The 23,153-nt window shown below is 36.0% G+C and carries 16 protein-coding genes; 14 read left to right on the plus strand and 2 right to left on the minus strand.

What is annotated here, in order from left to right:
• The first annotated feature begins 1 nt into the window (after position 1).
• The 3 genes from IEV52_RS04620 to sufB are packed head-to-tail and all read left to right on the plus strand — an operon-like array spanning position 2 to position 3,111.
• Positions 2–1,222 (plus strand): cysteine desulfurase, encoded by a 1,221-nt coding sequence (locus tag IEV52_RS04620; protein WP_188401326.1) that lies wholly within the window; start codon positions 2–4, stop codon positions 1,220–1,222.
• Positions 1,212–1,658 (plus strand): Fe-S cluster assembly sulfur transfer protein SufU, encoded by a 447-nt coding sequence (gene sufU / locus IEV52_RS04625; RefSeq protein WP_188401327.1) that lies wholly within the window; start codon positions 1,212–1,214, stop codon positions 1,656–1,658. Before IEV52_RS04620 ends, sufU begins: the two co-directional genes overlap by 11 nt.
• Before the next feature lie 55 nt (positions 1,659–1,713).
• Positions 1,714–3,111 (plus strand): Fe-S cluster assembly protein SufB, encoded by a 1,398-nt coding sequence (gene sufB / locus IEV52_RS04630; RefSeq protein ID WP_188401328.1) that lies wholly within the window; start codon positions 1,714–1,716, stop codon positions 3,109–3,111.
• A 400-nt stretch (positions 3,112–3,511) separates the two neighbouring features.
• Here the strand turns inward: sufB and IEV52_RS04635 are convergent, their stop codons facing one another.
• The gene (locus IEV52_RS04635) at positions 3,512–4,474 is read right to left on the minus strand and encodes a helix-turn-helix transcriptional regulator (RefSeq protein WP_188401329.1); all 963 of its coding nucleotides are present in this window, start codon (positions 4,472–4,474) and stop codon (positions 3,512–3,514) included.
• A gap of 104 nt (positions 4,475–4,578) precedes the next feature.
• Here IEV52_RS04635 and IEV52_RS04640 point away from each other — a divergent pair, with 104 nt between their 5' ends.
• The 4 genes from IEV52_RS04640 to IEV52_RS04655 all read left to right on the plus strand — a co-directional run bounded on the left by IEV52_RS04640 (position 4,579) and on the right by IEV52_RS04655 (position 10,395).
• Positions 4,579–5,058 carry a GyrI-like domain-containing protein gene (locus tag IEV52_RS04640; protein ID WP_188401330.1) on the plus strand — a complete coding sequence of 160 codons (480 nt, stop codon included), beginning with the start codon at positions 4,579–4,581 and terminating at the stop codon, positions 5,056–5,058.
• A 19-nt stretch (positions 5,059–5,077) separates the two neighbouring features.
• Positions 5,078–5,539 (plus strand): phage tail protein, encoded by a 462-nt coding sequence (locus IEV52_RS04645; protein WP_188401331.1) that lies wholly within the window; start codon positions 5,078–5,080, stop codon positions 5,537–5,539.
• A gap of 184 nt (positions 5,540–5,723) precedes the next feature.
• Positions 5,724–6,146: a DoxX family protein gene (locus IEV52_RS04650; RefSeq protein ID WP_188401332.1), complete on the plus strand. Its 423-nt coding sequence runs from the start codon at positions 5,724–5,726 to the stop codon at positions 6,144–6,146.
• A gap of 679 nt (positions 6,147–6,825) precedes the next feature.
• Positions 6,826–10,395, plus strand: coding sequence for a S8 family serine peptidase (locus IEV52_RS04655; RefSeq protein WP_308464560.1), 3,570 nt, complete (start codon positions 6,826–6,828; stop codon positions 10,393–10,395).
• Positions 10,396–10,565: 170 nt separating this feature from the next.
• Here the strand turns inward: IEV52_RS04655 and IEV52_RS04660 are convergent, their stop codons facing one another.
• On the minus strand, positions 10,566–11,810 hold the full coding sequence (locus IEV52_RS04660) for a helix-turn-helix domain-containing protein (protein WP_188401333.1): 1,245 nt from the start codon (positions 11,808–11,810) through the stop codon (positions 10,566–10,568).
• A gap of 403 nt (positions 11,811–12,213) precedes the next feature.
• On the opposite strand from IEV52_RS04660, the gene IEV52_RS22540 reads away from it, so the two are divergent.
• From IEV52_RS22540 to IEV52_RS04695, 7 genes are all read left to right on the plus strand, one after another.
• Positions 12,214–16,359, plus strand: a complete 4,146-nt coding sequence (locus IEV52_RS22540; RefSeq protein WP_188401334.1) for a S8 family serine peptidase — start codon at positions 12,214–12,216, stop codon at positions 16,357–16,359.
• A gap of 115 nt (positions 16,360–16,474) precedes the next feature.
• The gene (locus IEV52_RS04670; protein ID WP_188401335.1) at positions 16,475–17,719 is read left to right on the plus strand and encodes a helix-turn-helix domain-containing protein; all 1,245 of its coding nucleotides are present in this window, start codon (positions 16,475–16,477) and stop codon (positions 17,717–17,719) included.
• Between the two features lie 181 nt (positions 17,720–17,900).
• Positions 17,901–19,346, plus strand: a complete 1,446-nt coding sequence (locus IEV52_RS04675) for a spore germination protein (RefSeq protein WP_188401336.1) — start codon at positions 17,901–17,903, stop codon at positions 19,344–19,346.
• Between the two features lie 147 nt (positions 19,347–19,493).
• On the plus strand, positions 19,494–20,057 hold the full coding sequence (locus tag IEV52_RS04680; RefSeq protein ID WP_188401337.1) for an NUDIX hydrolase: 564 nt from the start codon (positions 19,494–19,496) through the stop codon (positions 20,055–20,057).
• A 414-nt stretch (positions 20,058–20,471) separates the two neighbouring features.
• Positions 20,472–21,125: a DsbA family oxidoreductase gene (locus tag IEV52_RS04685; protein WP_268234763.1), complete on the plus strand. Its 654-nt coding sequence runs from the start codon at positions 20,472–20,474 to the stop codon at positions 21,123–21,125.
• Positions 21,126–21,536: 411 nt separating this feature from the next.
• Positions 21,537–22,283, plus strand: coding sequence for an oxygen-insensitive NADPH nitroreductase (nfsA, locus tag IEV52_RS04690; RefSeq protein ID WP_188401339.1), 747 nt, complete (start codon positions 21,537–21,539; stop codon positions 22,281–22,283).
• A 27-nt stretch (positions 22,284–22,310) separates the two neighbouring features.
• Positions 22,311–23,153, plus strand: a complete 843-nt coding sequence (locus IEV52_RS04695; protein ID WP_188401340.1) for a DUF72 domain-containing protein — start codon at positions 22,311–22,313, stop codon at positions 23,151–23,153.

Below are 23,153 nucleotides of genomic sequence, written 5' to 3' on the forward strand. Positions count from 1 at the left end.
GATGAGTGCAAAGGAATGGAGAAAGCTGTTTCCTATCCTGGATCAGGAAGTTAACGGCAAACCTCTTGTTTACCTTGACAGTGCAGCCACTTCACAGAAACCAATACAAGTAATTGAAACACTAGATAAGTATTATAAAGAGTACAATTCAAATGTTCACCGTGGTGTTCATACGCTTGGAACCCGTGCTACTGATGGATATGAAGGAGCTCGTGAAAAGGTTCGCCGTTTTATCGGTGCTAAATCCACTCAGGAGATCATCTTTACACGTGGAACGACAACAGCGATCAACACGGTTGCAAGAAGCTATGGAATGGCTAACCTCTCTGAAGGTGATGAGATTGTGATCACTCCAATGGAGCATCACAGCAATATCATTCCATGGCAGCAGGTTGCTAAAGTAACTGGTGCAACACTTAAATACATTCCTTTGCAGCCTGATGGCACGATCAACCTTGGGGATGTTGAAAAAACGGTAACAGAGCATACTAAGATCGTCTCGGTTATGCAGGTATCAAACGTATTAGGAACCATTAACCCGATCAAAGAAATTGCTGCGATTGCTCATAAGAACGGCGCTGTTATGGTTGTAGATGGTGCCCAAAGTGCCCCACACATGAAAGTTGATGTTCAAGATCTTGATTGTGATTTCTTTGCCTTCTCTGCACATAAAATGTGTGGACCTACAGGTATTGGTGTCCTTTATGGAAAAAAAGCGCTTCTTAACAAGATGGAACCTGTTGAGTTCGGCGGCGAAATGATTGATTTCGTCGGTCTGCAGGAATCCACGTGGAAAGAGCTTCCTTGGAAATTTGAAGGAGGAACACCGATCATCGCTGGTGCGATTGGGTTAGGCGCAGCGATCGATTTCCTTGAGGAAATAGGTCTTGATCATGTTTTAAAGCATGAGCACGAACTTGCAGAATATGCGATGGAACGTCTTTCAGAACTAGAAGGTGTTACGATCTTTGGTCCAAAGGAACGTGCAGGGCTCGTTACATTCAATCTAGATGATGTTCATCCGCATGATGTAGCAACTGTTCTTGATTCAGAAGGAATTGCTGTTCGCGCAGGTCATCACTGTGCACAGCCCCTTATGAAGTGGTTAGATGTAACCGCAACAGCGCGTGCTAGCTTCTACCTGTATAACACAAAAGATGACATCGACGCTTTTCTTAAAGGCTTAACAACAGCAAAGGAGTATTTCGGTCATGTCTTCTAATTTAGATCAGCTATACCGGCAAGTAATCATGGACCACTATAAAAACCCCCGCAACAAAGGGGTTATTGAAGATGGTGCACTAACGATTAATATGAACAATCCGACATGCGGCGACCGTATTCAACTCACATTAAAAGTGGAAGACGGAAAGATCGAGTCTGCTAAGTTTGACGGTGAAGGATGTTCAATTAGTTTAGCATCTGCATCCATGATGACACAGGCTGTAAAAGGTCTTGCCGTTGAAGATGCTGTAAAGCTTTCAAAGATTTTTTATGATATGATGTTAGGGAACGACTATGATGTTGAGTCCTATGATCTAGGTGACATCGAAGCTCTTTCTGGCGTTTCCAAATTTCCTGCTCGCATCAAATGTGCCACACTTGCGTGGAAGGCGATGGAGCAAGGAATAGGGAAAAAAGAGGAAGAGGAAGAATAAGTTCCTTTTTGATAATGAGTAATAGAGTGCCAATCCAGTAAGGAGGGATTCTGTAATGGCTAAGAAAATGCCGGATATCGGCGAATATAAATATGGTTTTAGAGATAAAGACGTATCCATTTTCAGATCGAAGCGTGGTTTAACAAAAGAGATCGTTGAAGAAATCTCACGCATGAAGAGTGAACCTGAGTGGATGCTTGAATTCCGTTTGAAGTCACTGGAACAGTTCTACAAAATGCCAATGCCACAATGGGGCGGAGACATGAAGGACTTAAACTTTGATGATATTACGTATTATGTAAAGCCATCTGAGAAATCTGAGAAGTCTTGGGATGAAGTGCCTGCAGAGATTAAGGCTACTTTTGACAAGCTTGGAATTCCAGAAGCTGAACAAAAATACCTTGCAGGTGTATCTGCACAGTATGAATCAGAGGTTGTATATCACAACATGAAAGAAGATCTTTCTGACTTAGGTATTCTTTTCACGGATACAGATACAGCTTTAAAAGAGCACGAAGAAATCTTCCGTGAGCACTTCGGAACGATTATACCTCCTACCGACAACAAGTTTGCAGCGCTAAACTCTGCAGTATGGTCTGGTGGATCTTTCATTTACGTACCAAAAGGCATTAAATGTGATACACCGCTTCAAGCTTACTTCCGAATCAACTCTGAGAACATGGGTCAGTTCGAACGTACGCTTATCATTGCAGACGAAGACAGCTCTGTACACTACGTAGAAGGATGTACAGCACCCGTTTATTCTACAAACTCACTTCATAGTGCTGTTGTAGAAATCATCGTTAAGAAAAACGCGTATTGCCGTTATACAACGATTCAAAACTGGGCGAACAACATCTACAACCTTGTTACAAAGCGTGCGGTAGCTGAAGAGAACGCAACGATGGAATGGGTAGATGGAAACATCGGATCTCGTCTAACGATGAAATATCCGGCTGTTATCATGAAGGGCCGCGGAGCGAAAGGTACGATCCTTTCTATCGCGATCGCAGGTAAAGGACAGCATCAGGATGCGGGAGCAAAAGTATTGCACCTTGCACCAGATTGTTCTTCTACAATTGTATCGAAGTCAATCTCAAAGCATGGCGGTAAAGTAACATATCGTGGTATTGCTCACTTCGGACGTAAATCTGACGGATCAAAATCCAACATCAAGTGTGATACACTGATCATGGATAACCAATCCACTTCAGATACGATTCCGTACAACGAGATCCTAAACAACAACATTACGCTTGAGCACGAAGCGACTGTATCGAAAGTTTCTGAAGATCAGTTGTTCTACCTTATGAGTCGTGGTGTTTCTGAACAGGAAGCAACAGAAATGATCGTAATGGGCTTCATCGAGCCGTTTACAAAAGAGCTTCCAATGGAATATGCAGTAGAGATGAACCGTCTGATCAAGTTTGAGATGGAAGGTTCAATCGGATAAAGTCTGAAAAGCCTTGGTATATAAGGAATATACCAAGGCTTTTTTATGTCTTAATTAACTGCGTGCCGATTCAGATTTTGTTAAAAGTCTTTTTATGCACTGGATTATCAAGAATATCATAATATTTTTCATACCTTAAAATATTTTTTTCTAGCATAAAAAAATAGTCCTTATAAAGATTTATAATTTGTTTTATTCAAGAAACGAGCCAGAGTTTCTATCATCTAATTAAATTTTTTTTATTCAACAATCGGGTGCTTGTCCGGGATAGGAATTGCTGTAGATTTGAAAGAAAGATGAACCGTTTTGAAGAAAGTTATACCGTTTATAAATAATTACACTTTTTCTCGTTAGGATAATTACCTAAAGGGTGCTTTTATGAAAAAGGGTTGACCACTGCTTATTGGCAGTATAAGCATAATCTCTTTTGTAAACCTTCTAACACCTCTTCTGGCACTTCCCTGACCTTAATATCCCCACCTAGAAAAAGTAGCCAATTTGTCATCTCTGTCAATTCTTCGGGATTATTGACATTGATAAAAATCTTTAGAATGGCTGTGGTTTGGTAAGGATTGGTATAGGAAATTGAAACTTTTATAGGATGGTATTTTTTGAATTGGGCAATCGCTTTTGGACCAAGTTCAAGGACAAGGTTGATTACTTCTTCCTGCTTACTTAGTTTTTCTAATATCTTTTTCTTATTTAATCTTTTTTTCGTCGGGTAGGGTTCGACATCGATGAGATGGTCGACAGGGAAAAATTTTTTCTTTTCTTCATTTAAGTCAAAGCCTTCAATCAACCAAGCGCTTTTTTCATGATAAAGGTGCAAGAGATAAATGGGATAAGACTTGATCGCTTTCTCTTCTTTGATGGTAATGATTAAATAGCTATCCACAAGAAGAGTCTGGATGAGTGTTTCTAGCATGGGATGGGGGAGGTCTGACAGATCAAGCAATTCGGGATTATGGGGGTTGGTCCCTTCGAAAAGCAAGATCTGATTTAAAAGAACAAGGTCATCTTGCTGGTTTTCTGAGATGAGTCCCAGTAATTTTTCAGCTAAAGACTGACGGCTCTTAAGATAGGGGAGCTGCTGATTTCTTGTGGCCATAAAAGCAATAAAAAGAGCTTTGACCTCATTATTGGTAAAGCGTATATCAGGCAGGACGGAGTTGTGCATGACAAAATAACCACCATCTCTTCCAACCTCAGAGACAAGCGGCATACCCATGGCCTCAATTTCTCTAATATCTCTAATAACTGTTGAACGAGAGATGTTAAACTCCCGCATGATTTCAGAAATGGTAAAGTGGGCGCGGTTGTTGATATACCGCATGATGACATTAATCCGTTCAACTTTTTTCATAAGGACTCCTAAACAGTACCATTTTTTGACATGATTTAAGGATATGATATACCTATCAAGTGAAAAATACAAATAATTAAAAAATTAGAAAAGAGGTTTTGTAAATGGCAAATTATACGCTAGAAGAAAAAGAAGGCTTTACCGTGATCGGTCTTGGAACGGAGCTTAAGAGCGATTACACGGACTATGAGGGCATAAACAAGGAAAAGTCAGATTTTTGGCAGGCTGTCAGCCAAGATGGAAGGCTGGACACTTTAAAATCCATGGCCGCAAATGACTTCGTTTTTGCTGTGAACGAAGCGGTGAATAACAAGATGATGCATTATGCAGGAGTCATGACAGAGGCATCGGCACCAGAAGAAGCTAGGGTGATTCAATTTCCTAAAGGGGAATACGTAGTGGTTAAAGGAGAAGGGAAAACGGCTGATGATTTGAATAACAAGCTTGCTGGCATTGCCTTTGGTCAGGTCTTGCCAGAAGCAAAGAATATTGCGTATGTTGGCGGACCAAATGCAAGTGTTGAGATGGGGCGGCGAAACGGCATAATTTTTGGTGAAATGTGGATTCCTGTTGTCAGAAAATAATAAAAAGGGAGTGGTGGAAATGTCCACTATCGTTGATTATAAAAATGTGTCTGCAGTTGGTTTAGAGTCTTCACCCGCAGTAGAAGCGCTTGCTGGTTTACGTGCTAATGAAGCCCGTTACTTTATGAACAAATACAAGCATGAATTTACGGTTGAACCAGCTAGGGAAAGCCAGGAGACCCTTGATTATGTGAACCGGATTTTAAAAGAACGTGATATTGAGTTTGCAGCTAAACCTTTGGAAACGTCGAGGTTTCAAGTTGAAAACATTAAATTTGCTTATGTCTTTTATGAGGATGGTCTTGCGGTCAACGTCATGTATACGATTGATAACCCTAAGAAGCGTGCAGTTGGTTTTAAGCTTTCTGAAGGGATGGAGGTACCAAAGGAATTAGAAGGAAAGTTTAAGTTTGCTAGGCAAAAGTCGAAACTCGCTGGAGTCATTCGGGGCTCGTTCTTTGTAATTAAAGGAGAATATTAAAGCAGGTAAAAGCGGTAGAGGAATCTATCCATTTTCAAATTAGAGTTTACAAACATTCATGAGAGTATACCATCTTATTAAACATTGAATAGATTTAAAGCCACGAGCATTCTGATCATTGATCGGAAATGTAGGCCCATTATTTCCGTTTTTGTGGTCATATGCCATTATGAGGAGGAAACAAATGAGTAAGATGATCGTCGCGGAAACAGCCGCGAAAGTAGAAAACCAGTTCCGAGGAAAAATGATTGCTTACTGGACTGTCACATTATTACTCGCAGCAGCTCTTATGTTGAGTGGTATCGGGCAACTGATGCAATATGGGGGGAACGTCGAGTTAGTGACGAATCTTGGTTACCCATTATACATCTTGACCATTCTTGGGGTTTGGAAAGTACTTGGAGTCATTGTTCTCGTCGTGCCAGGTTTTACTCGTCTTAAAGAATGGGTTCACGCTGGTATCTTCTTTTTAATGACTGGTGCAGCTTTATCTCATGCGTTTGTTAACGATTATGGTGATTACGGGTTTCATATTATCCTTCCGCTTTTATATGCTGCACTAAATATCGCCTCGTGGGTGCTCCGTCCGAAAAGCCGCATGCTTTAATGAGGTGTATCTTCCTATTTTTTCTTTCATAGCGTTTTGACTGATCGTTTGGTTTATAAATAGAGGGTATCATTCAGCTCAAAAAATAAATATATTGCTCCACAATCGGGTGCTTTAGTTGAAGATCCAGAGGGCTGATTACAGCTCTCTTTTTTATTCAATAATTGGGCCAGATAATTGAATAAGGCTTATTTTTATTTTAAGTCCATTTTTATTAAAGTTTATCATCTATTCACATATTAGAAGGAATCATAATTAAATTCCCCCAATTTTTTGGTTAATTTTTTTAAAAAGTAAAATTTTCGAAAAAAGAAAAAACATATTTCCATCAAATAAACTTAAATTTTATTTAATAGTTTTTTAAACGACAATATATCTAATTTAAATTGAAAAATTAGTCGATTTTTGAATGCATTATCCTTTGAAATTCCCCCAATACACATTATTTTAAGACATTTGTACAATGAAAATATAAAATTTTTCATTCCACTTATTAGAAAATAGTTGAGTGTAACTCCAACCCTACAACATCTTTACTCCATTATTTCTTTAAATTGTCATACTAGTTTTCCTTCTTTTTATTCGGCGAACTACGATTACTAACTAGTAATCTCCGAAACATTCGTAAAAAATATAAAAACTTATAGATAAAAATCTCAAGTTTTTTTATTTAATAATAATGATAAAAGGAGCTATGTTAATGAAAAACAGGAAAAAGAATGCATTTAAAGTAATGACGACTGCAGCTTTAACCTCATTATTTTTCACTAGTTTTACAGCTTTCGCCGAAAATAATGAACAATCAAACCAGCAACTCTCTGTTGAAGAAATAGTGGAACAAGGGAGACAAATTCTTTTAGATCAGAATCAATTTGAATCTAGTAAAGACGATTTTAATTATAAAGATCTAAAAGAAAAAGGCTTAGCTAAAGCATATAAACCGAATGATATTGTTCGATTAATTGTTGAAATCGAACAACCAATCTCTGAAGACGTATCACAAAAAAACAAAAAAATAGTATATAAGCAAAAACAAGACAAAGTGATAGAAGAAATCTCAAAGATAAAGAAATCTAAATCTAAGGCTACTGAAAAAGTAAAACAACGTTTTTTTGAAGGATTTAATGGATTTAGTTTAGAAACAGAATTTCAAAATATGAAAGAGATTCAATCAATTCCTGGCGTAACAAATGTTCATATCGCTAAAACGTTTCAGCCATCAATGGGAGCAAGTAAAGAATTAATACAAGCTCAAAAAGTTTGGAATCAATATGGTTATAAAGGTGAGGGGTTACTTGTAGCAGTCGTTGATTCCGGGATTGATTATACCCATAAAGATATGAAACTAACTGAAAAAGGAAAAGAAAAAGAGAAGTTAACTCAAACTGGTATAGCTAGTAAGTTTGAAGAAACAGATGTAAATGAAGTTTGGTACACAGATAAAATACCGACTGGTTATGATTGGGCAGACGATGATACAAATGTAATTCCTGGGCCGGATGGAAGTCCTCATGGCATGCACGTTTCTGGTACAGTGGGAGCTAACGGTGACGAAAATAATGGCGGTGTGGAAGGGATTGCACCTGGTGTTCAATTATTAGCAGAGAAGGTCTTTTCAGATAATGGTGGCGGAGCATTTGAGGATGATATTATAGCAGGAATAGAACATGCCGTTACAATGGGTGCAGATGTAATCAACATGAGTTTAGGATCTGATTCGGGTTATGTTGGTGAAGAAAATGATCCGATTCAAAAAGCTATTCGATTTGCGACAGAACAGGGATCACTTGTAGTTGTAGCAGCAGGTAATGCATCATACAGTACGAAGAATAATTTAATTTTACCTTCATTAAAACCATATGCAGAAAATCCAGATATTGGGGTAGTTGGTGAACCATCTGTAAGCCCATATGCACTATCGGTCGCTTCATATGAAAATACAAAAATACATCTAAATACATTAGCTGACTCAAACGGATTACAGCTTCCTTTCCAAGATCAAACCCAATTTCCTTCATCATATAACTTTAAACTTTCAAAGTTTTTATCATCAACTCAAAGCTATGAATTGGTATATGTGGGAAATGGACTAAAAAAAGCTGATTATTTAGATCAAAATGGAAAACCAAAGGTACAAGGTAAAATCGCAGTAGTAAAACTGAAGGATCAATATAGCCATTATTCTAGTTTTCAATTTGATGCACAGCGTTATGGGGGAGCGATAGCAGTTATTATTATCCCACCTGATAGTATGGCTGACTACCCTTACCTAGGTTTAAGCCCTTATTCAATTCCTGCAGCAACAACAGGCAAGGCTTCCAGTGAAGCATTAGTAAATAAGCTAACTAGTGGAGAAATTGTCCAAATGAAATTATCAAGTGGTACTTGGGTAGAAAGCTCAACGAAAAACACGATGTCCCACTTTTCATCAGTTGGTTCACCACACACATTAGATTTTAAACCAGAGATTTCTGCACCTGGTGGAAATATCTATTCAACTGTACCTGGTAACGATTATGAAATAATGAGCGGAACTTCAATGGCCACGCCTCATGTAGCAGGTGGTTCTGTATTGTTATTGCAAGCACTTTATGAAAAAGGATTGCCACATTCAGAAAATACGGTTTTAAAAGCAAAGCTTGCTTTAATGAATACAGCTAAAGTTGTAAAGGATCCTAAAACGAATGGAACTGTGCCATATTCACCAAGAGTCCAAGGCTCTGGCTTAATGCAAATTCAAAATGCAATCAACACACCAGCAATTGTCACTAGTCGAAACACTCCTTTAGAGCAGGCCGGGGCTGTTGCCTTAAAAGAAATAGATCAAAAGACAAGCTTTAAATTAAACCTAGAAGCATTTGATACTCCTAAGAATAAAGCTGATATTGAATACAATGTGTATGTAGATGTCTTAAAAGATCAGACTGAGATGAAGGAATTTGATTTAGATTATGATGGGAATATGGATTCAAAAGAGTATTTAACGTTACAAAGTGAACAAGTTAGCGGTGCAGTCGTCACTGTCAATGACAAAAAAGTAACGCAAACACAAGGTGCATCGGTTAAAATTAAACCTGGTCAAACAAAAATGCTTACTGTTAACGTGTCATTACCGGATACATTAAAGAAGAATAGTTTCGTTGAAGGATTTGTCCGTTTAGTTCCAGCAGTAAAAGACCAAGATAAAGCAGTGCCATTAACGATTCCATATATGGGCTACTTTGGAAAATGGGACGAGCCAAAAAATATCGACCCTGCGGCATGGGAGAAGGATGCATTTTTAGGCTATACAGCACTTTGGGACGAAGTATCAGAAAGATACCCAATGGGATATGATCCTGCTACTGGAAGATTTGATCTTAACCATATTGCATTCTCGCCAAACTTCTTCGCAAATGGTATTTATTCTACCTTTACTTCTTTACGTAATTTACAAAAAGTTGAGATGTATGTAGAAGATCAAACAGGACATATTATTAAAAATTTAGGTGACTTTAGTGAATATACAGGTAAACCGTGGAAGTTCAGAAAAAATATTATGTCATATGGGGATTATATGTATGGTGGATATCAATGGGATATGAAAGACCAGTCTGGACAATTTGTACCTGATGGAAATTATCATTATGTTATTAAAACGACATTAGATTACGAAAACGCAAAACCACAAGAGGTTAAAATGCCGATTAAGGTAGATTCAATTGCTCCTAAAATCTCTAATATTCAAGTAACAACAAAGGACGGAAAATATGAAATTTCCTTCAATGCAGAAGATAATGAAAACGGAAGCGGATTTAATGCAGCAGTTATTTGGTGTAACGGACAATATTTTGAAGTAGGAAGAGAACAAAAATCTTTACTCGTTGATGAAGAACCGAAAAGTGTTGTTGTTTTAGGAGCCGATTATGCATACAATCAATCGTATGCAGTTTGGGGAGATCCAAGTTATGTTAATGAAAATATGGTCATCTCATTTTTCTGGGTAAGTCCTACTACAGATGTTAACCAAAACAATCCAGCCGAAATCATTAGCTATGCTTCAAACCGAGTAGACTGGACAATCAATATAAGAGATGTAAATGGAAATATAGTAGATTCATTTGAAGTGAAAAATGAACATACTTTAAGAACACAATGGGCACCTAAACCGGAACTACAAGATGGTACTTATTTTATCTCAGCTGATATTGTTACTAAAAGTGATTTAATAGTACATTCTTCACCGGAACAAATTACTGTCCGCCAATAATTTGTAAGTAATTATATGATTAATTAAGAAGCTATCATTCCTATTTATTTTAGGAGTTTGATAGCTTTTTCTTTTTTACTGATAAATCATGTGTTTTAGCAGCTCTTTTTTTATTTGAAAAGGCCACTGAATGAACTTAATGATATAAAGGGTGAAAAAAGGCATGTCTCTTATGAAAAGTGACATGCCTTTTTTTCATGATTGATTAGTAATTCAGCCATTTTTAAAGCTTTATTAGTTTGCTTTAATTTAATGTAATAGTTGAACAATTCTTTTTTTGAGCGCTGGATTAAATAGACAAAACCAAATTGTTTAAACATAGGTAATGCTTGATCACATAAGAATCGATGGTATTCTTGTTCCTTATCTTGAATTAAATAACAAAGCAGGTTAAATAAATTGATATATAAACTTTCCTTTTTCTTAACAGCCGTTTCTAGTCCCTCTTTTGCTAGCTGTAATAATTCCTCTTGTGGAAGTATGCTCCCATTTAATGAACTTCGAATATATCCCTCTAAAGATAGCAAGTAAGGGCCAGATTCCTTATGTTTAATACTCATTGACTCTTTATAGTACTTACTTGCGAGTTCAAAATTATTTCTTCTAAAGTATTCAAAAGCTAAGTTGTGGAATACCCTTGCTTTTCGATCAGGTGAATTACAAAGTTCGCAGCTTTTGATTAACTTTTTGAACCTCTGAATGGATTCTTTAAAATCTCCATCATCTTTTACTTGAATCAGCATAAGCATTTCTGCATCAATTACTCTAAGATAATTATTAATTTCTTTAAAAAATTGACGTGATTTCTCTGCGTAAAAATAAGCCATAACTGGTGATTCGATGGAATGGTATGCGACTGCTAAATGGTATGTATACTCTTTGTTATTATAATCTGTTTCATTTATTGATTTTAATGCTTGTATAGCTTTGAGATTTTCATGTTTCGCTAAATAGTAAATACCTAATACGTGTTTAAAAAGATTAGCTTCGTAGGCTGATAATTTATGCTCTTTCTTTTGTATTTCATAGATGATGTTTAATGCATCCTCGGTTAAACCATGCATCAGTAAATATCTAACCCGAAGTAATTGATAAAGATTTTTATAATCTGAGATTTGAATTAAATCTTCCTGCTCAAGTTCTTGATTGATAAGATCCATTTCATCAAACAATTGCATGATAATAACGTCTTGCCAATGATTTAAGAGCCTTTTGATATTATTTAGTTTTGTTAATTCGTATTCAATATTTATTCCTAGACGGTCTGATAATAGAGTAATAATTTCAGGTGCATATTCAGTGTGTAAACGCTCAATTTTACTAAGATGTGTACCAGAACATATACCTCTCCCTAATTGCTCTTGAGTTAATTTGTTTTTTTCACGATAAAACCTAATGATTTTCCCCTCATTCATAAGGAAAGTCTCCTTTTAGAAACATAGTATTTTGACCAGTTCGAGTAATAGAAAACCAAGATTCCCCCAAGTAGAAGGTAATAATTTCTATAACATTTAGTAGTTGTTTTTTACTTGTTATCCAATATTTTAAGTTTTTACAAAAATACTGTTCATTTTATCTTAGTTTTAAAATATTTTTACATACTAGCTGTGAATTATAAGCAACTTGATGAATAATTTCCCCCAATTTACCTTACATAAATGCTTAAGTACAATTGAATTAATAGAGTTTTCAAAATTATTTATATTCTAATATTACACTATCTTTCATTCAGGAGGAATGTTATGTCCTAAGGAATATTCAACCATTTCATTGCCAGTAAATGTTATTTTGCTATTTTATTAAGGAGAGTGTTGATGGATGAAATCTCGAAAGAAGAAAAAACTTCTAAATGTTATGTTAACAGGTGTACTAGCATCAAGTTTTCTTACATCTTTTACATTGCTGCAACAAAAATCTTATGCAATCTCAAATTCTACTGAATCGATTTTAAATGGATTATCAGAAGAACAAAGACAGTCTATAAAACGATTAACCCCACAAGAAGGCTTCATCATTGATCCAAGTTTATTGTCACTTAAAGATAAAACCGCAAATGTCATAGTTGAGTTCAAAACAGCTCCGATCGACAATACGCAGGAATCAAGATCAAAAGGTACATCAAAAAATAAAGCAGTAAAGATTAAAGGTGAACAGGAACATTTCAAGCAACGCTTAGAAGAGCTTTTCAATAAAAAAAAGGAATTGAACCCAAAATCAAAAGAAAAATCACTCCAATATCAAATTAAACAAACTTACCAGAATGTATTTAATGGAATGGCTATGACGATTCCTACAAGCGAAATTAATACCTTGCTTGAGACCGGTGTTGTTAAAAGGATTTGGAAAGACAATGTCGTTAGTTTACCGAAAAATGAATCGACTATTACTCAAGAACCAACAACTGGAAAGGTAGTTCCACCTGCGCTTCCTCATATAGGAGTTGATCGTTTACATAATGAGGGCTTAAAAGGACAAGGAATCAAAGTTGGGGTACTTGATACAGGGATTGACTATAATCACCCTGATTTAAAAGATGTTTATAAAGGCGGATATGATTTTGTCGAAAATGACTCTGATCCAATGGAAACAACTAGAGAGCAATGGCTTGCATCTGGTCAACCTGAAACGATAAATGGTACTACATACTATACAGAACACGGAACTCATGTTGCTGGAACAATCGCATCCAATCCTAAAAATGATGTTGAATATGCAATGACAGGTGTAGCACCGAATGTTGACTTGTATGCATATCGAGTATTAGGAGAATATGGATCAGGATATGATTCATCCGTTATAGCAGGTATAGAAAAAGCGGTAGAAGATGGAATGGATGTTATTAATCTATCTTTAGGTAATGGTAATAATCATTCTTTAGACGCTACATCTGTAGCAATCAACAATGCAGCAATAAAAGGGGTCATACCAGTTATAGCCGGAGGAAATTCAGGGCCAAATCCTGGTACGTTGGGTTCACCAGGTGCTTCTCCACTAGCAATCACTGTTGGTGCAAGTGATGTGCCGACTGATATACCAACCGTTAAGGCAAGTTTAGCAGATATTTCAGTTCAAAATACTTTAATGGGACATGGCCTCGGTAAGGATTATCTAAAGTTAATTGATAAAGAGTATGATGTTGTTGAAGTAGGAATTGGCACAGAAGAGGATTTTACTGACAAAGACGTAAATAGGAAAGTGGCATTAATTGCTCGTGGTACGATATCATTTGATGAAAAAATTCGTCGTGCTCAAGAAAAAGGTGCTGTAGCTGTATTGATATTCAATAATGTTGATGGCGAAATTCCCTTTTTCTTAGGTGAAAATCATGGTTATATTCCAACATTTAAAATGTTACAGGCCGACGGAGTAAAGCTTTCAGAAAAATTAAAAGCAGATCCTACAGCTAAACTTAAATTATCAGACCTACAGTCAAATATGACTACAGGTGATGTGTTAGCTGATTTTAGCTCACGTGGTCCAGTTAGAAATAACTTTGATATTAAGCCGGATGTAGTAGCACCTGGGGTGTCTACATTCTCTACAGTACCAGAATATATTAATAGTCCAGAAGATGGTGTGGATTATTCGAGTGGTTATGCTAGTTTAAGTGGAACTTCCATGGCAACACCACATGTAGCGGGGGTTGCAGCCTTATTATTACAATCACATCCAGATTATACAGTTGCAGATGTAAAAGCAGCGCTTATGAATACTGCTGATCCTTTAAAAGGTCGTACGTACAATGTGAATGAAGTTGGAGCAGGACGTGTAGACGCTTATGAGGCAGTCCACAATACAACGTTATTTGAAGTACAAAATAAAGCGACTACCTTGGATGAAGAAGGATTAAAAATCGAAATCGATGACATCTCAGGTTCTCTTCCTTTTGGTAGTATTGCACAATCAAGTGAGACTCAAAATAGAGCAACCTCGATTTCTATTAAGAATTTAAGTAGTGAAGTAGAAACATATCATACGAGAGTTGAATTTTTAACAATCGATGGTGTCTCAAAGGAAGCTGAAAAGAATGGTGTGACGCTTCAATTACCATCCAAGATTGAAGTGAATGGAAATGAGAGTAAAAATATTAATGCAGAAATATCAATTCCAGCTAATGCAGAATTTGGTATATATCAGGGATATATTTATATTGAAAATGAGTCAAAAACTGCAGAATATCAAATTCCTTTCCATGTACGTTATGCTAAACCTGGATTCGAAAAACTAAAATTCTTTAAACATGCAATAACGAATGACCTTAGTAACTTCCATCCATACATCCAGCCGTTTACACCAGTTGAATTCAAGTTAAATAGTCATATGAAAACGATTGATGTAGTGGTTAGCGATCTAGATGGAAAACCAATTGGGGTTTATGGCACGTTTAATTTAGAAAATGCGGCAGTTGATACGGATTACTTAATTTTCTTCGGATTTTCAGGTGAAGTAAAACATTTTACAGGTGATCCGAATAAACCTTTAGCACTTGAATATGAACCACTTAAAGAAGGTAAATACATTGTTTCTTATATTGGTACAGGGGTAGATGGTAAAACATATAAAATTGATAATGACATGGTGATCGATAATACAGCTCCAACACTGGAATTTGATAAGGAAACAGGAATCAAAGAACTTACAAGTTCAGATTTAACAACTGAAAGTTATGACGGACAAGACTATACTGCGTATTGGGTGCATGGAAAATTGTATGATGATACGATTGACTATTTAAAAAGTAGAGGACATGACATTACTCAAGAAGCAAATACCGTGTACGCTTATCAAGATTCTTATTGGCCAACAGCTGAATTTTTCCCAAATGCAAATGGTGAATTTAAATTTGGTGTTCTACCAGAAGAATACGCAAACTATCCAACGAATGTAGCCATCTATACTTATGATTACGCTACAGCAGGAAATCCGATTTTCCCAGACTTTACTTTTATAAATAAAGGGGATAAATATTCCACAATAAAACCAAATACAAAAACTGTAAGTCTTGGATCTGAGTTTGTAAATACATTTACAGTTCAAAACGCGAAAGATTTAACAAGTGCTTCTGTAACAATCGATGTCCCAAATTTCTATAAAGTTATAGACGTTAAGCCATCAAAACAGCTAGTGGATCTTGCAACGAAAAATAATTGGACTATTCGCGTTGCAAAGCCACAAATTACAGAAAACACTTGGTCTAATATTTCAGCATTTGCTGTAGATATTTCAGACAAAAAGACACAATTACCAGTTTCAATTAATGATGATATTGATTTATTGGATATCAAATTAAAAGTAGTCGATGACCATAATTACATGGTTGAAAGTTCATTCTATTATCAAGAATCTTCATATCAAACAAGTTCTGGTAGTAAGTCTTCTTTACCAACATTTGCCGAAAGGTTTAAATTCATTTCCCAGCACTCATGGGTAGAAGGTTACTATCATGGTGAAGCAGTTAATTTAGACAACTATGATTTAGATTATTCCAAGATTGGGACAAAAGCCTATCTGGTTGATAAAAACGGTAAAAAGTACCCTGCGGATATTTCAGAAAATGGGTATATGACGTTTACGGATATTCCTGCAACGAAAGATGAATATACGTTAATCGTAGATATTCCTGGTCATTTCCTATACAGTAAAAAATTAACTTTAAGCAGGACAATTGATGGAAAAGTCCAAGGCAATTTCTATTCTATATATACAGATACAGCTGCTGCTGGAGATGTCAACGGAGATCATGTAATCGACATTTATGATGCAAAGCTTGTTGCAAATAGTGCTGGAATTTCAGGTGATAGATTGAAAGAAGATCTTAACAAGGATGGAGTCGTTGACATTAAGGACTTCAACTATATCGAAAAGAACTTCATGTCTATCAATCCATACTTCCCTACGTCCAATAAACCAGTTGAAAAAACTAAGAATCTAACATTAGAAGAATTGAAAAAAAACTTTAATTAAATAAAAAGGGGTGCCTTTCATTAAAGGCACCTTTTTAATAAAGAAATAGTTCTACGTATGAGTAATTAAATTGTAATTATAGCTACAGTTACAAGGTTTGGGAGGGGGATTAAAGATGATTGAGGGTAAGATAATAAAATTTTATAGAGAAAAAGCGAAATTAACACAAAAAGAGTTAGTAAAAGACATTTGCTCGGTAACCCATTTAAGTAAAATTGAACGAGGTTCTACAGAATATTCTTCAAAAACAATGAATATCGTAGCTAATCGTTTGGGTATAAACATGGAACTAGAAATAAAAAATCTTAACTTAATCAAAAAACTTCTTGACCGCTGGCATGAAATGATAATTAAAGAAAGAGTTCAAGAAATTGAAAGCATTAAAGAAAAATTAGAAATAAACCCTTTTATCGAAATTTCTACTTATACAGACCTATATAAGTTACTCTTAGCAAGGTACGACCTTATCCATAACCAAAGTGATAAAGCTTTTGGCATCATAAAGGACCTACAAAAGAGCAGCATTCATTTATCACAATATGAGAGTAATTTATTCAAGCATGTAAAAGGAATATATTATTTAGCAAAAAATGATTTTTATAAAGCGATTGAGAAATTAAACGATGTTACTTATGAGGATTATAACAATCCCGAATACTACTATCATCTTGCGGTGGCTTACCATAATATTAACTCTCAAATCATGAGTTATCATTATGCAGACAAAGCTTTGATCGAGTTTAAAAAGACGAATAACTTCCTTAAAGTCATTGATACTGAGATGCTGATGCTTGTTCAACTGCAGTTCGAGCATCACCCTGATTTTAATGATACTGTAAAAAAGTATGAAATTTTAATTGAGACGTGCGATATTTTCAACGAGAATAGAAAAAAGTCAAAGCTTTTACACAACCTAGCATTTTTTTACTTTATTCATAAAAAGTATGAAGCAGCAAGCGAACTATACAAAAAGTCATGTGAGCTAAAAAACAGAACTTCAAATGAATACTTGCTGTCGTTGGAAGGTTACATTAGAAGCACCTTTGAAGCAGGCATATTATCACGAGAGGAACTCTTAACATATATTAATGAAGGATTGACAATAGCAATGGAAGTACAGAATAAATTGTTTATTATTCTCTTCAATCTTCTTATGTATTTAATAAATACGCAACAAGATCTGTATTGTGACTATTTAATGACTGAAGGTTTACCGTTTTTTCAAAAATACGGTTACGTATATTTAATTCAACGTTCAGAAAAAGAATTGTTCGATTATTACGACGCATCAGGTAATAAGGAGCTTGCTTTAGAAATTTCTCGTCATTTTTTTAATCAGAACAAATATATAAAGTATTAAAAGGAAGATAATAAAATACTTTTGTTATTCCATAAAAGTGTGCAATTCTGAAAAAAGAATTGTGCTCTTTTTTTCTGGGCAAGAACGTGGATCTCAACAACAGGCTTTTACGTGGAGAAGGTCTTATTCGTCTTAAGAATGAACATACTAAAATGTAACATGTATTTAAGGTGGAAAAATGATGAGCAATACAATATCAGAATCACTTGAAAAAAATATCCAGAAAATAAAGGATAGTATTTATAATAAGGATAATTTAACTGTGAGAAAGGTAAAGGTCGATTCAAAACGTTTAAAAGAGATTAATCTAGTATTCCTTGAAGGAATAGCCAACACTGATAACATTCAAGAATATATAATAAAGCCTATTAAATCAACGGCTACAACCTTGTATAAAAGTAGTTCTCTTATAGATGAAATTGCTGACGAAGTTATTGAAACCGCAAACGTAAAAATAACTTCAACATATGAAGAAATAATCGATGCCATTATTAACGGAAACACGGTTGTACTTATCGAAGGGCAAAACAGAGGAATTATTGCTAAAACGGCTAAGTTAAAAGAGCGGAATTTAGAACAGGTAACGAGCGAACGGTCACCAAGAGGTCCAATGGTTGGATTGACTGAAAATATAGATACCAATGTTAGCTTGATCCTTGGAATGGTTAAGACTCCTGATTTATGTGTTGAATCAAAGGATGTGGGAAAATATTCTAAAACTAAGATTTCCATGCTTTTTTTAAAAAACATTGTTGATCAAGATGTTTTAGGTGAAGTTCGTAAAATAATTGATCAAATATCAGTAAACTACATACTTGAATCCAGAGTAGTCACAGAAGAAATAGATGGAAAGTATTCTCTTTTTAATCTAAGCGAGGAATCAGAACGCCCAGATGTCATTATATCTTCTTTATATGGTGGCAAAGTGGTCATTTTTGTTGACGGGAATCCTTTTGGAATTATATTACCTGGGTTGTTCATATCCTCATTTGAAGCCCCTGACGAATATAATCAAAAGCATGGAAGGTTCACTCTTCGACTTTTAAGATTCATTGCTTTAATCATGTCTGTATATATACCAGCTGCTTATGTAGTTATGTCTAAATATTATGCTAACGATTTACCTCAAAAAGTATCAAAAACATTGTTTAAAGGGGATGAACTGATTCCAGCTTTTTGGACAATGCTGATCCTGATTATTTTATTAAATATGCTTATAGATGCTACATTCAGAATACCTCAAGGAACCATTTTTTTAATTTCGTTAGTTGCTACGATTACAATTGGAGAAATGGCTGTTAGTTCCAAACTGATTCACCCATTCAGTCTAATTTGTATAGGGATAACATTTATAGCGACCTTTCTTATCATTAATAAAGGGATGGGAGCTCCAATCAAGATATTACGCCTCTTATTTTTGGTGATTGGAAATTTCTTTGGTCTGTCTGGTTTGGTAATCGGTACAACGATAATGATTATTTATATGATCTCTTTACGGTCTGTCGGAGTACCTTATTTATCTCCAATCATACCGTTCCGAATGGAAGAAATGAAGGATACGTTTTATAGAGGCAGGTTAGCTAGGTTAAACAGTAGTCGACATAGTTTTCCTGAGACTGATCAATAAGAAAGGCGACAAGTTTAATCTTCGCCGTTTTTATTTTACTTTGATCAAATTTAGTAATGGGGGCATTTCTTCGAGAAGGAGAAATGCTTTTTAGTATGGAAGAAATAGGAGGATGAGAAAAAATTAATTTTTATGGAGAGGCCACATATGAAAAAATGGAAGACAATAAGCTCTGAATATTTTTATAAGACTCCATTTGGCAATTTAAGAAAAGACAAATGTGAACTTCCAAACGGAGCAGTGATTAATGATTATTTTATAAATGAATACTCTGATTGGGTTAATGCAATCGTTGTAACTCAAGAAAATAAGATTGTACTAGTGGAACAATATCGATACGCAGGGAATGATATTTTTTTTGAAATTCCAGCTGGAAAAATAGAGGAGAATGAGTCGTGCGAGGAAGGTATACTTAGAGAAGTTAGAGAAGAAACTGGATTTACTTCAATGACAAGACCGATTAAATTAGGAGAGTTTATGGTTAACCCTGCTACACAAAACAACAAAGTAATTACTTATCTCATAATGGATGCTTTTAAAGAATTCGAACAAGATTTAGATGAGACCGAAAACATAAATGTGCACTTATTTGATTATGATAATCTGGGAGATTTGCTCAGAACGAATCAGATAAAAACACAACTATTCACAGCAAATGCTTATTTTATGGCTAAGGACTTTTTAGCTGAGAAATTATTAGACAATAAATAATCCTTGTTAACAATCGGGTGTATATCTGTAAGTAGTAGGCCTCCCTTTTCAGTTGCTGGGAACGATAGTTTAATTAACCGCCTTTTTGTAGGCGGATTTCCTTTAGAATTAACACAAACGAGTGCATTTCTCCACAAAGAGAAGTGCACTTTTTTAATGTTAATAAATAAATCAAGAGTAGTAGATGCAACTAAACATTGTTCTTGTTGAACATGGATGTAACTCTTAAAGGAGGAGAAACTTGAATTAGGGTCAGGTTAGTTGAGATATTCCAAAAGAAGTACGGGGGTTAGAGGAATCAAATCACGTGTAATATACTAGCTTAACTTCTATACTGAAGGGAGAAAACAACAATTGGAGGGAGAAAATATGCATATTGAAATGTGGACAGATTTTGCTTGACCATTCTGCTATATTGGCAAAAAGCGTCTGGAGGACGCTATTAAGCAGATAGACCACTCAATTGAAGTAACATACCGATGCTTCGAGTTGGATCCAACAATGGAAAGAGATATAAAAGAGAATATGTATGAAAAACTATCCCAAAAATATGGGATGAGTATAGCTTCAGCAAAAGCAAACACTCAAAACATGGTACAAATGGCCAAGGAAGCTGGATTAGATTTTCATTTCGATACTTTAATTTTAACCAACACCTTTGATGCTCATCGGTTGACGATGTTTGCTAAAACACATGGTTTAATGAAAGAGATGACCGAACGGATTTTGCGTGCTTATTTTACCGAGTCCAAACATATTGGAGATCATGAAACATTAACAAAGTTAGCAGTAGAAGTCGGATTGAACCGGGAAGCCGTAGAAAAAATGCTTGCAAGCGATGAGATGGCCGACGCCGTTCGTACTGATGAGCAAACAGGACAACAATATGGCATAACCGGTGTTCCATTCTTCCTTATTAATGAAAAATACGCCCTTACAGGTGCACAGCCAACTGAGGTGTTTGTCAATGCATTGAAACAAATCATCGCAGAGGATGAAATCAACGTTTTAAACGACCAAGATGGAGCTATATGTGATGATGATGGATGTGATATCCATAAAAAGTAGTTGTTTGGTTGATTGATTTATTTTTAGGGTCATCATTAAATTAACTCCAGGGTATTTCCTCTAACAAAGAGGTCACCTCGTCAATAACGACGATCCCCCTAAAAATCCTTAAAGAAATGTGTATGAACTATAAAGTGAGATTCTTATCATAGAAAAAAGACGCCCCATAGGACGTCTTTTTGTGCGTTTGCGGCGAGAGACAGCACTCCACATAGTGCATTGCCTAAAAGGCGCGTCAATCTCGACTTATGCAATAAGCTCATCGCTTGACAAGTATAACACTTTTCATGTTGAAAGAGAAGTGGAAATTATGTTAGATCATAGGAGAACTCAATCCTTTGGGTTCGCTTTTTTGCTTTCGAAAAAGATATAATGCAAACAACCATAATTTTTCAAAAAGGAGCATGTACCATGAACGAAGTCATTGAAACCATTTTAGCTCACAGATCTATCCGTAAGTTTAAAGACAAACCGTTAAGTGAAGATACAATCACTACGCTTGTCCAGTGTGCTCAAGCTGCATCCACATCAAGCTATCAACAAGTTTGTACGATTATAGGCGTTGAGGATCGGGAAAAGAAAGAAAAACTGGCTGAACTAGCTGGTAATCAGTCATATGTAGCTGACAATGGATATTTCTTTGTATTTTGTATGGATTACAATCGTCACATGATTGCTGCTGATATGAAGGAAACAGATATTAAAGAAACAATTGAATCGACCGAGGCATTTATTGTAGGGGCGGTGGATGCTGCCCTAGCTGCTCAAAACCTATCGGTAGCTGCAGAATCTCTTGGAATAGGCATCGTTTATATTGGAGGACTCCGTAATCGTCTTAAGGAAGTTTCGGACTTATTAGACTGTCCAGAATATGTTCTCCCTCTGTTTGGCGTAGCGGTTGGTTATCCTGACGCTGAGCCAGGCATAAAACCACGTTTGCCGTTGCCAGCCGTCTTTCATAGAGATAGTTATCAAACAAAAGAAGAGACAGCAAACCTATTAGAAAAATATGAGATCGAAACAGCAAAATATTATTCAGAGCGAACTGGCGGAAAACGTACAGAAGGCTGGGTTACCCAAATAACAGCTTCTATGGCATCACCAAAACGTACGTACATGAAAGACTTTGTCCGGTCAAAAGGATTAAATAAATCGTAAGTAGATAGAGGCAGGTGACTTCAAAGAATGATAAAGATCGGTGTAACAGGATGGGGAGATCACGACTCTCTATATCCAGATGGCACTCCTGCGAAAGACAAGCTTGCTGTTTACAGCGGCCATTTTCCAGTAGTAGAGGTCGATTCTTCCTTTTATGCAGTTCAGCCTGTTAAGAACTATGAAAAGTGGGTCGCGGCCACTCCGAAGGACTTTTCTTTTGTTGTAAAAGCTTATCAAGGTATGACAGGCCATTCGAGAGGTAAGATACCATTTGAATCGGTTAACGAAATGTTTGAAGCGTTCATACAATCCATTCAGCCTGTCATCTCATCAGGAAAACTTGAAATGGTATTATTTCAATATCCTCCGTGGTTTGATTGTAAAAAGGAAAATGTACAAATGCTCCGATTTTCTAAAGAAATGATGGGCGATATACCTGTTGCAATAGAATTCCGTAATCAAACTTGGTTCAAAGAGGATATGAAAGAGAAAACACTCCGTTTCATAGATGAGGAAGGCTGGATCCATGCGGTTTGTGATGAACCGCAAGCGGGTATGGGCTCGATCCCAATCGTCATGCATACAACACAAGATAAAACATTAGTACGCATGCATGGCCGAAACGTATATGGCTGGAATAATCAAGGTCAGCCCAATTGGAGAGAAGTTCGTTATCTTTACCGTTATAATGAGGCTGAACTGAAAGAATGGAAGGAACGCTTCCAAAAGCTTGCATCCGAAACAAAAGATCTAACTATTTTGTTTAATAATAACTCTGGCGGGGATGCAGCAGATAATGCCAAACAGATGATTGATCTCTTGGATATCCAATATGACTTCTTGGCACCACGTCAGTTGGATTTATTTTAA

Origin of the sequence: Fictibacillus barbaricus (genome assembly GCF_014635025.1) — a bacterium.
Lineage (GTDB): Bacteria > Bacillota > Bacilli > Bacillales > Fictibacillaceae > Fictibacillus > Fictibacillus barbaricus.

Coding starts and splice junctions, on each gene's coding strand:
- IEV52_RS04620 (WP_188401326.1), top strand. CDS start 2: ATGAGTGCAAAGGAATGGAGAAAGCTGTTTCCTATCCTGGATCAGGAA.
- sufU (WP_188401327.1), top strand. CDS start 1,212: ATGTCTTCTAATTTAGATCAGCTATACCGGCAAGTAATCATGGACCAC.
- sufB (WP_188401328.1), top strand. CDS start 1,714: ATGGCTAAGAAAATGCCGGATATCGGCGAATATAAATATGGTTTTAGA.
- IEV52_RS04635 (WP_188401329.1), bottom strand. CDS start 4,474: ATGAAAAAAGTTGAACGGATTAATGTCATCATGCGGTATATCAACAAC.
- IEV52_RS04640 (WP_188401330.1), top strand. CDS start 4,579: ATGGCAAATTATACGCTAGAAGAAAAAGAAGGCTTTACCGTGATCGGT.
- IEV52_RS04645 (WP_188401331.1), top strand. CDS start 5,078: ATGTCCACTATCGTTGATTATAAAAATGTGTCTGCAGTTGGTTTAGAG.
- IEV52_RS04650 (WP_188401332.1), top strand. CDS start 5,724: ATGAGTAAGATGATCGTCGCGGAAACAGCCGCGAAAGTAGAAAACCAG.
- IEV52_RS04655 (WP_308464560.1), top strand. CDS start 6,826: ATGATAAAAGGAGCTATGTTAATGAAAAACAGGAAAAAGAATGCATTT.
- IEV52_RS04660 (WP_188401333.1), bottom strand. CDS start 11,810: ATGAATGAGGGGAAAATCATTAGGTTTTATCGTGAAAAAAACAAATTA.
- IEV52_RS22540 (WP_188401334.1), top strand. CDS start 12,214: ATGAAATCTCGAAAGAAGAAAAAACTTCTAAATGTTATGTTAACAGGT.
- IEV52_RS04670 (WP_188401335.1), top strand. CDS start 16,475: ATGATTGAGGGTAAGATAATAAAATTTTATAGAGAAAAAGCGAAATTA.
- IEV52_RS04675 (WP_188401336.1), top strand. CDS start 17,901: ATGAGCAATACAATATCAGAATCACTTGAAAAAAATATCCAGAAAATA.
- IEV52_RS04680 (WP_188401337.1), top strand. CDS start 19,494: ATGAAAAAATGGAAGACAATAAGCTCTGAATATTTTTATAAGACTCCA.
- nfsA (WP_188401339.1), top strand. CDS start 21,537: ATGAACGAAGTCATTGAAACCATTTTAGCTCACAGATCTATCCGTAAG.
- IEV52_RS04695 (WP_188401340.1), top strand. CDS start 22,311: ATGATAAAGATCGGTGTAACAGGATGGGGAGATCACGACTCTCTATAT.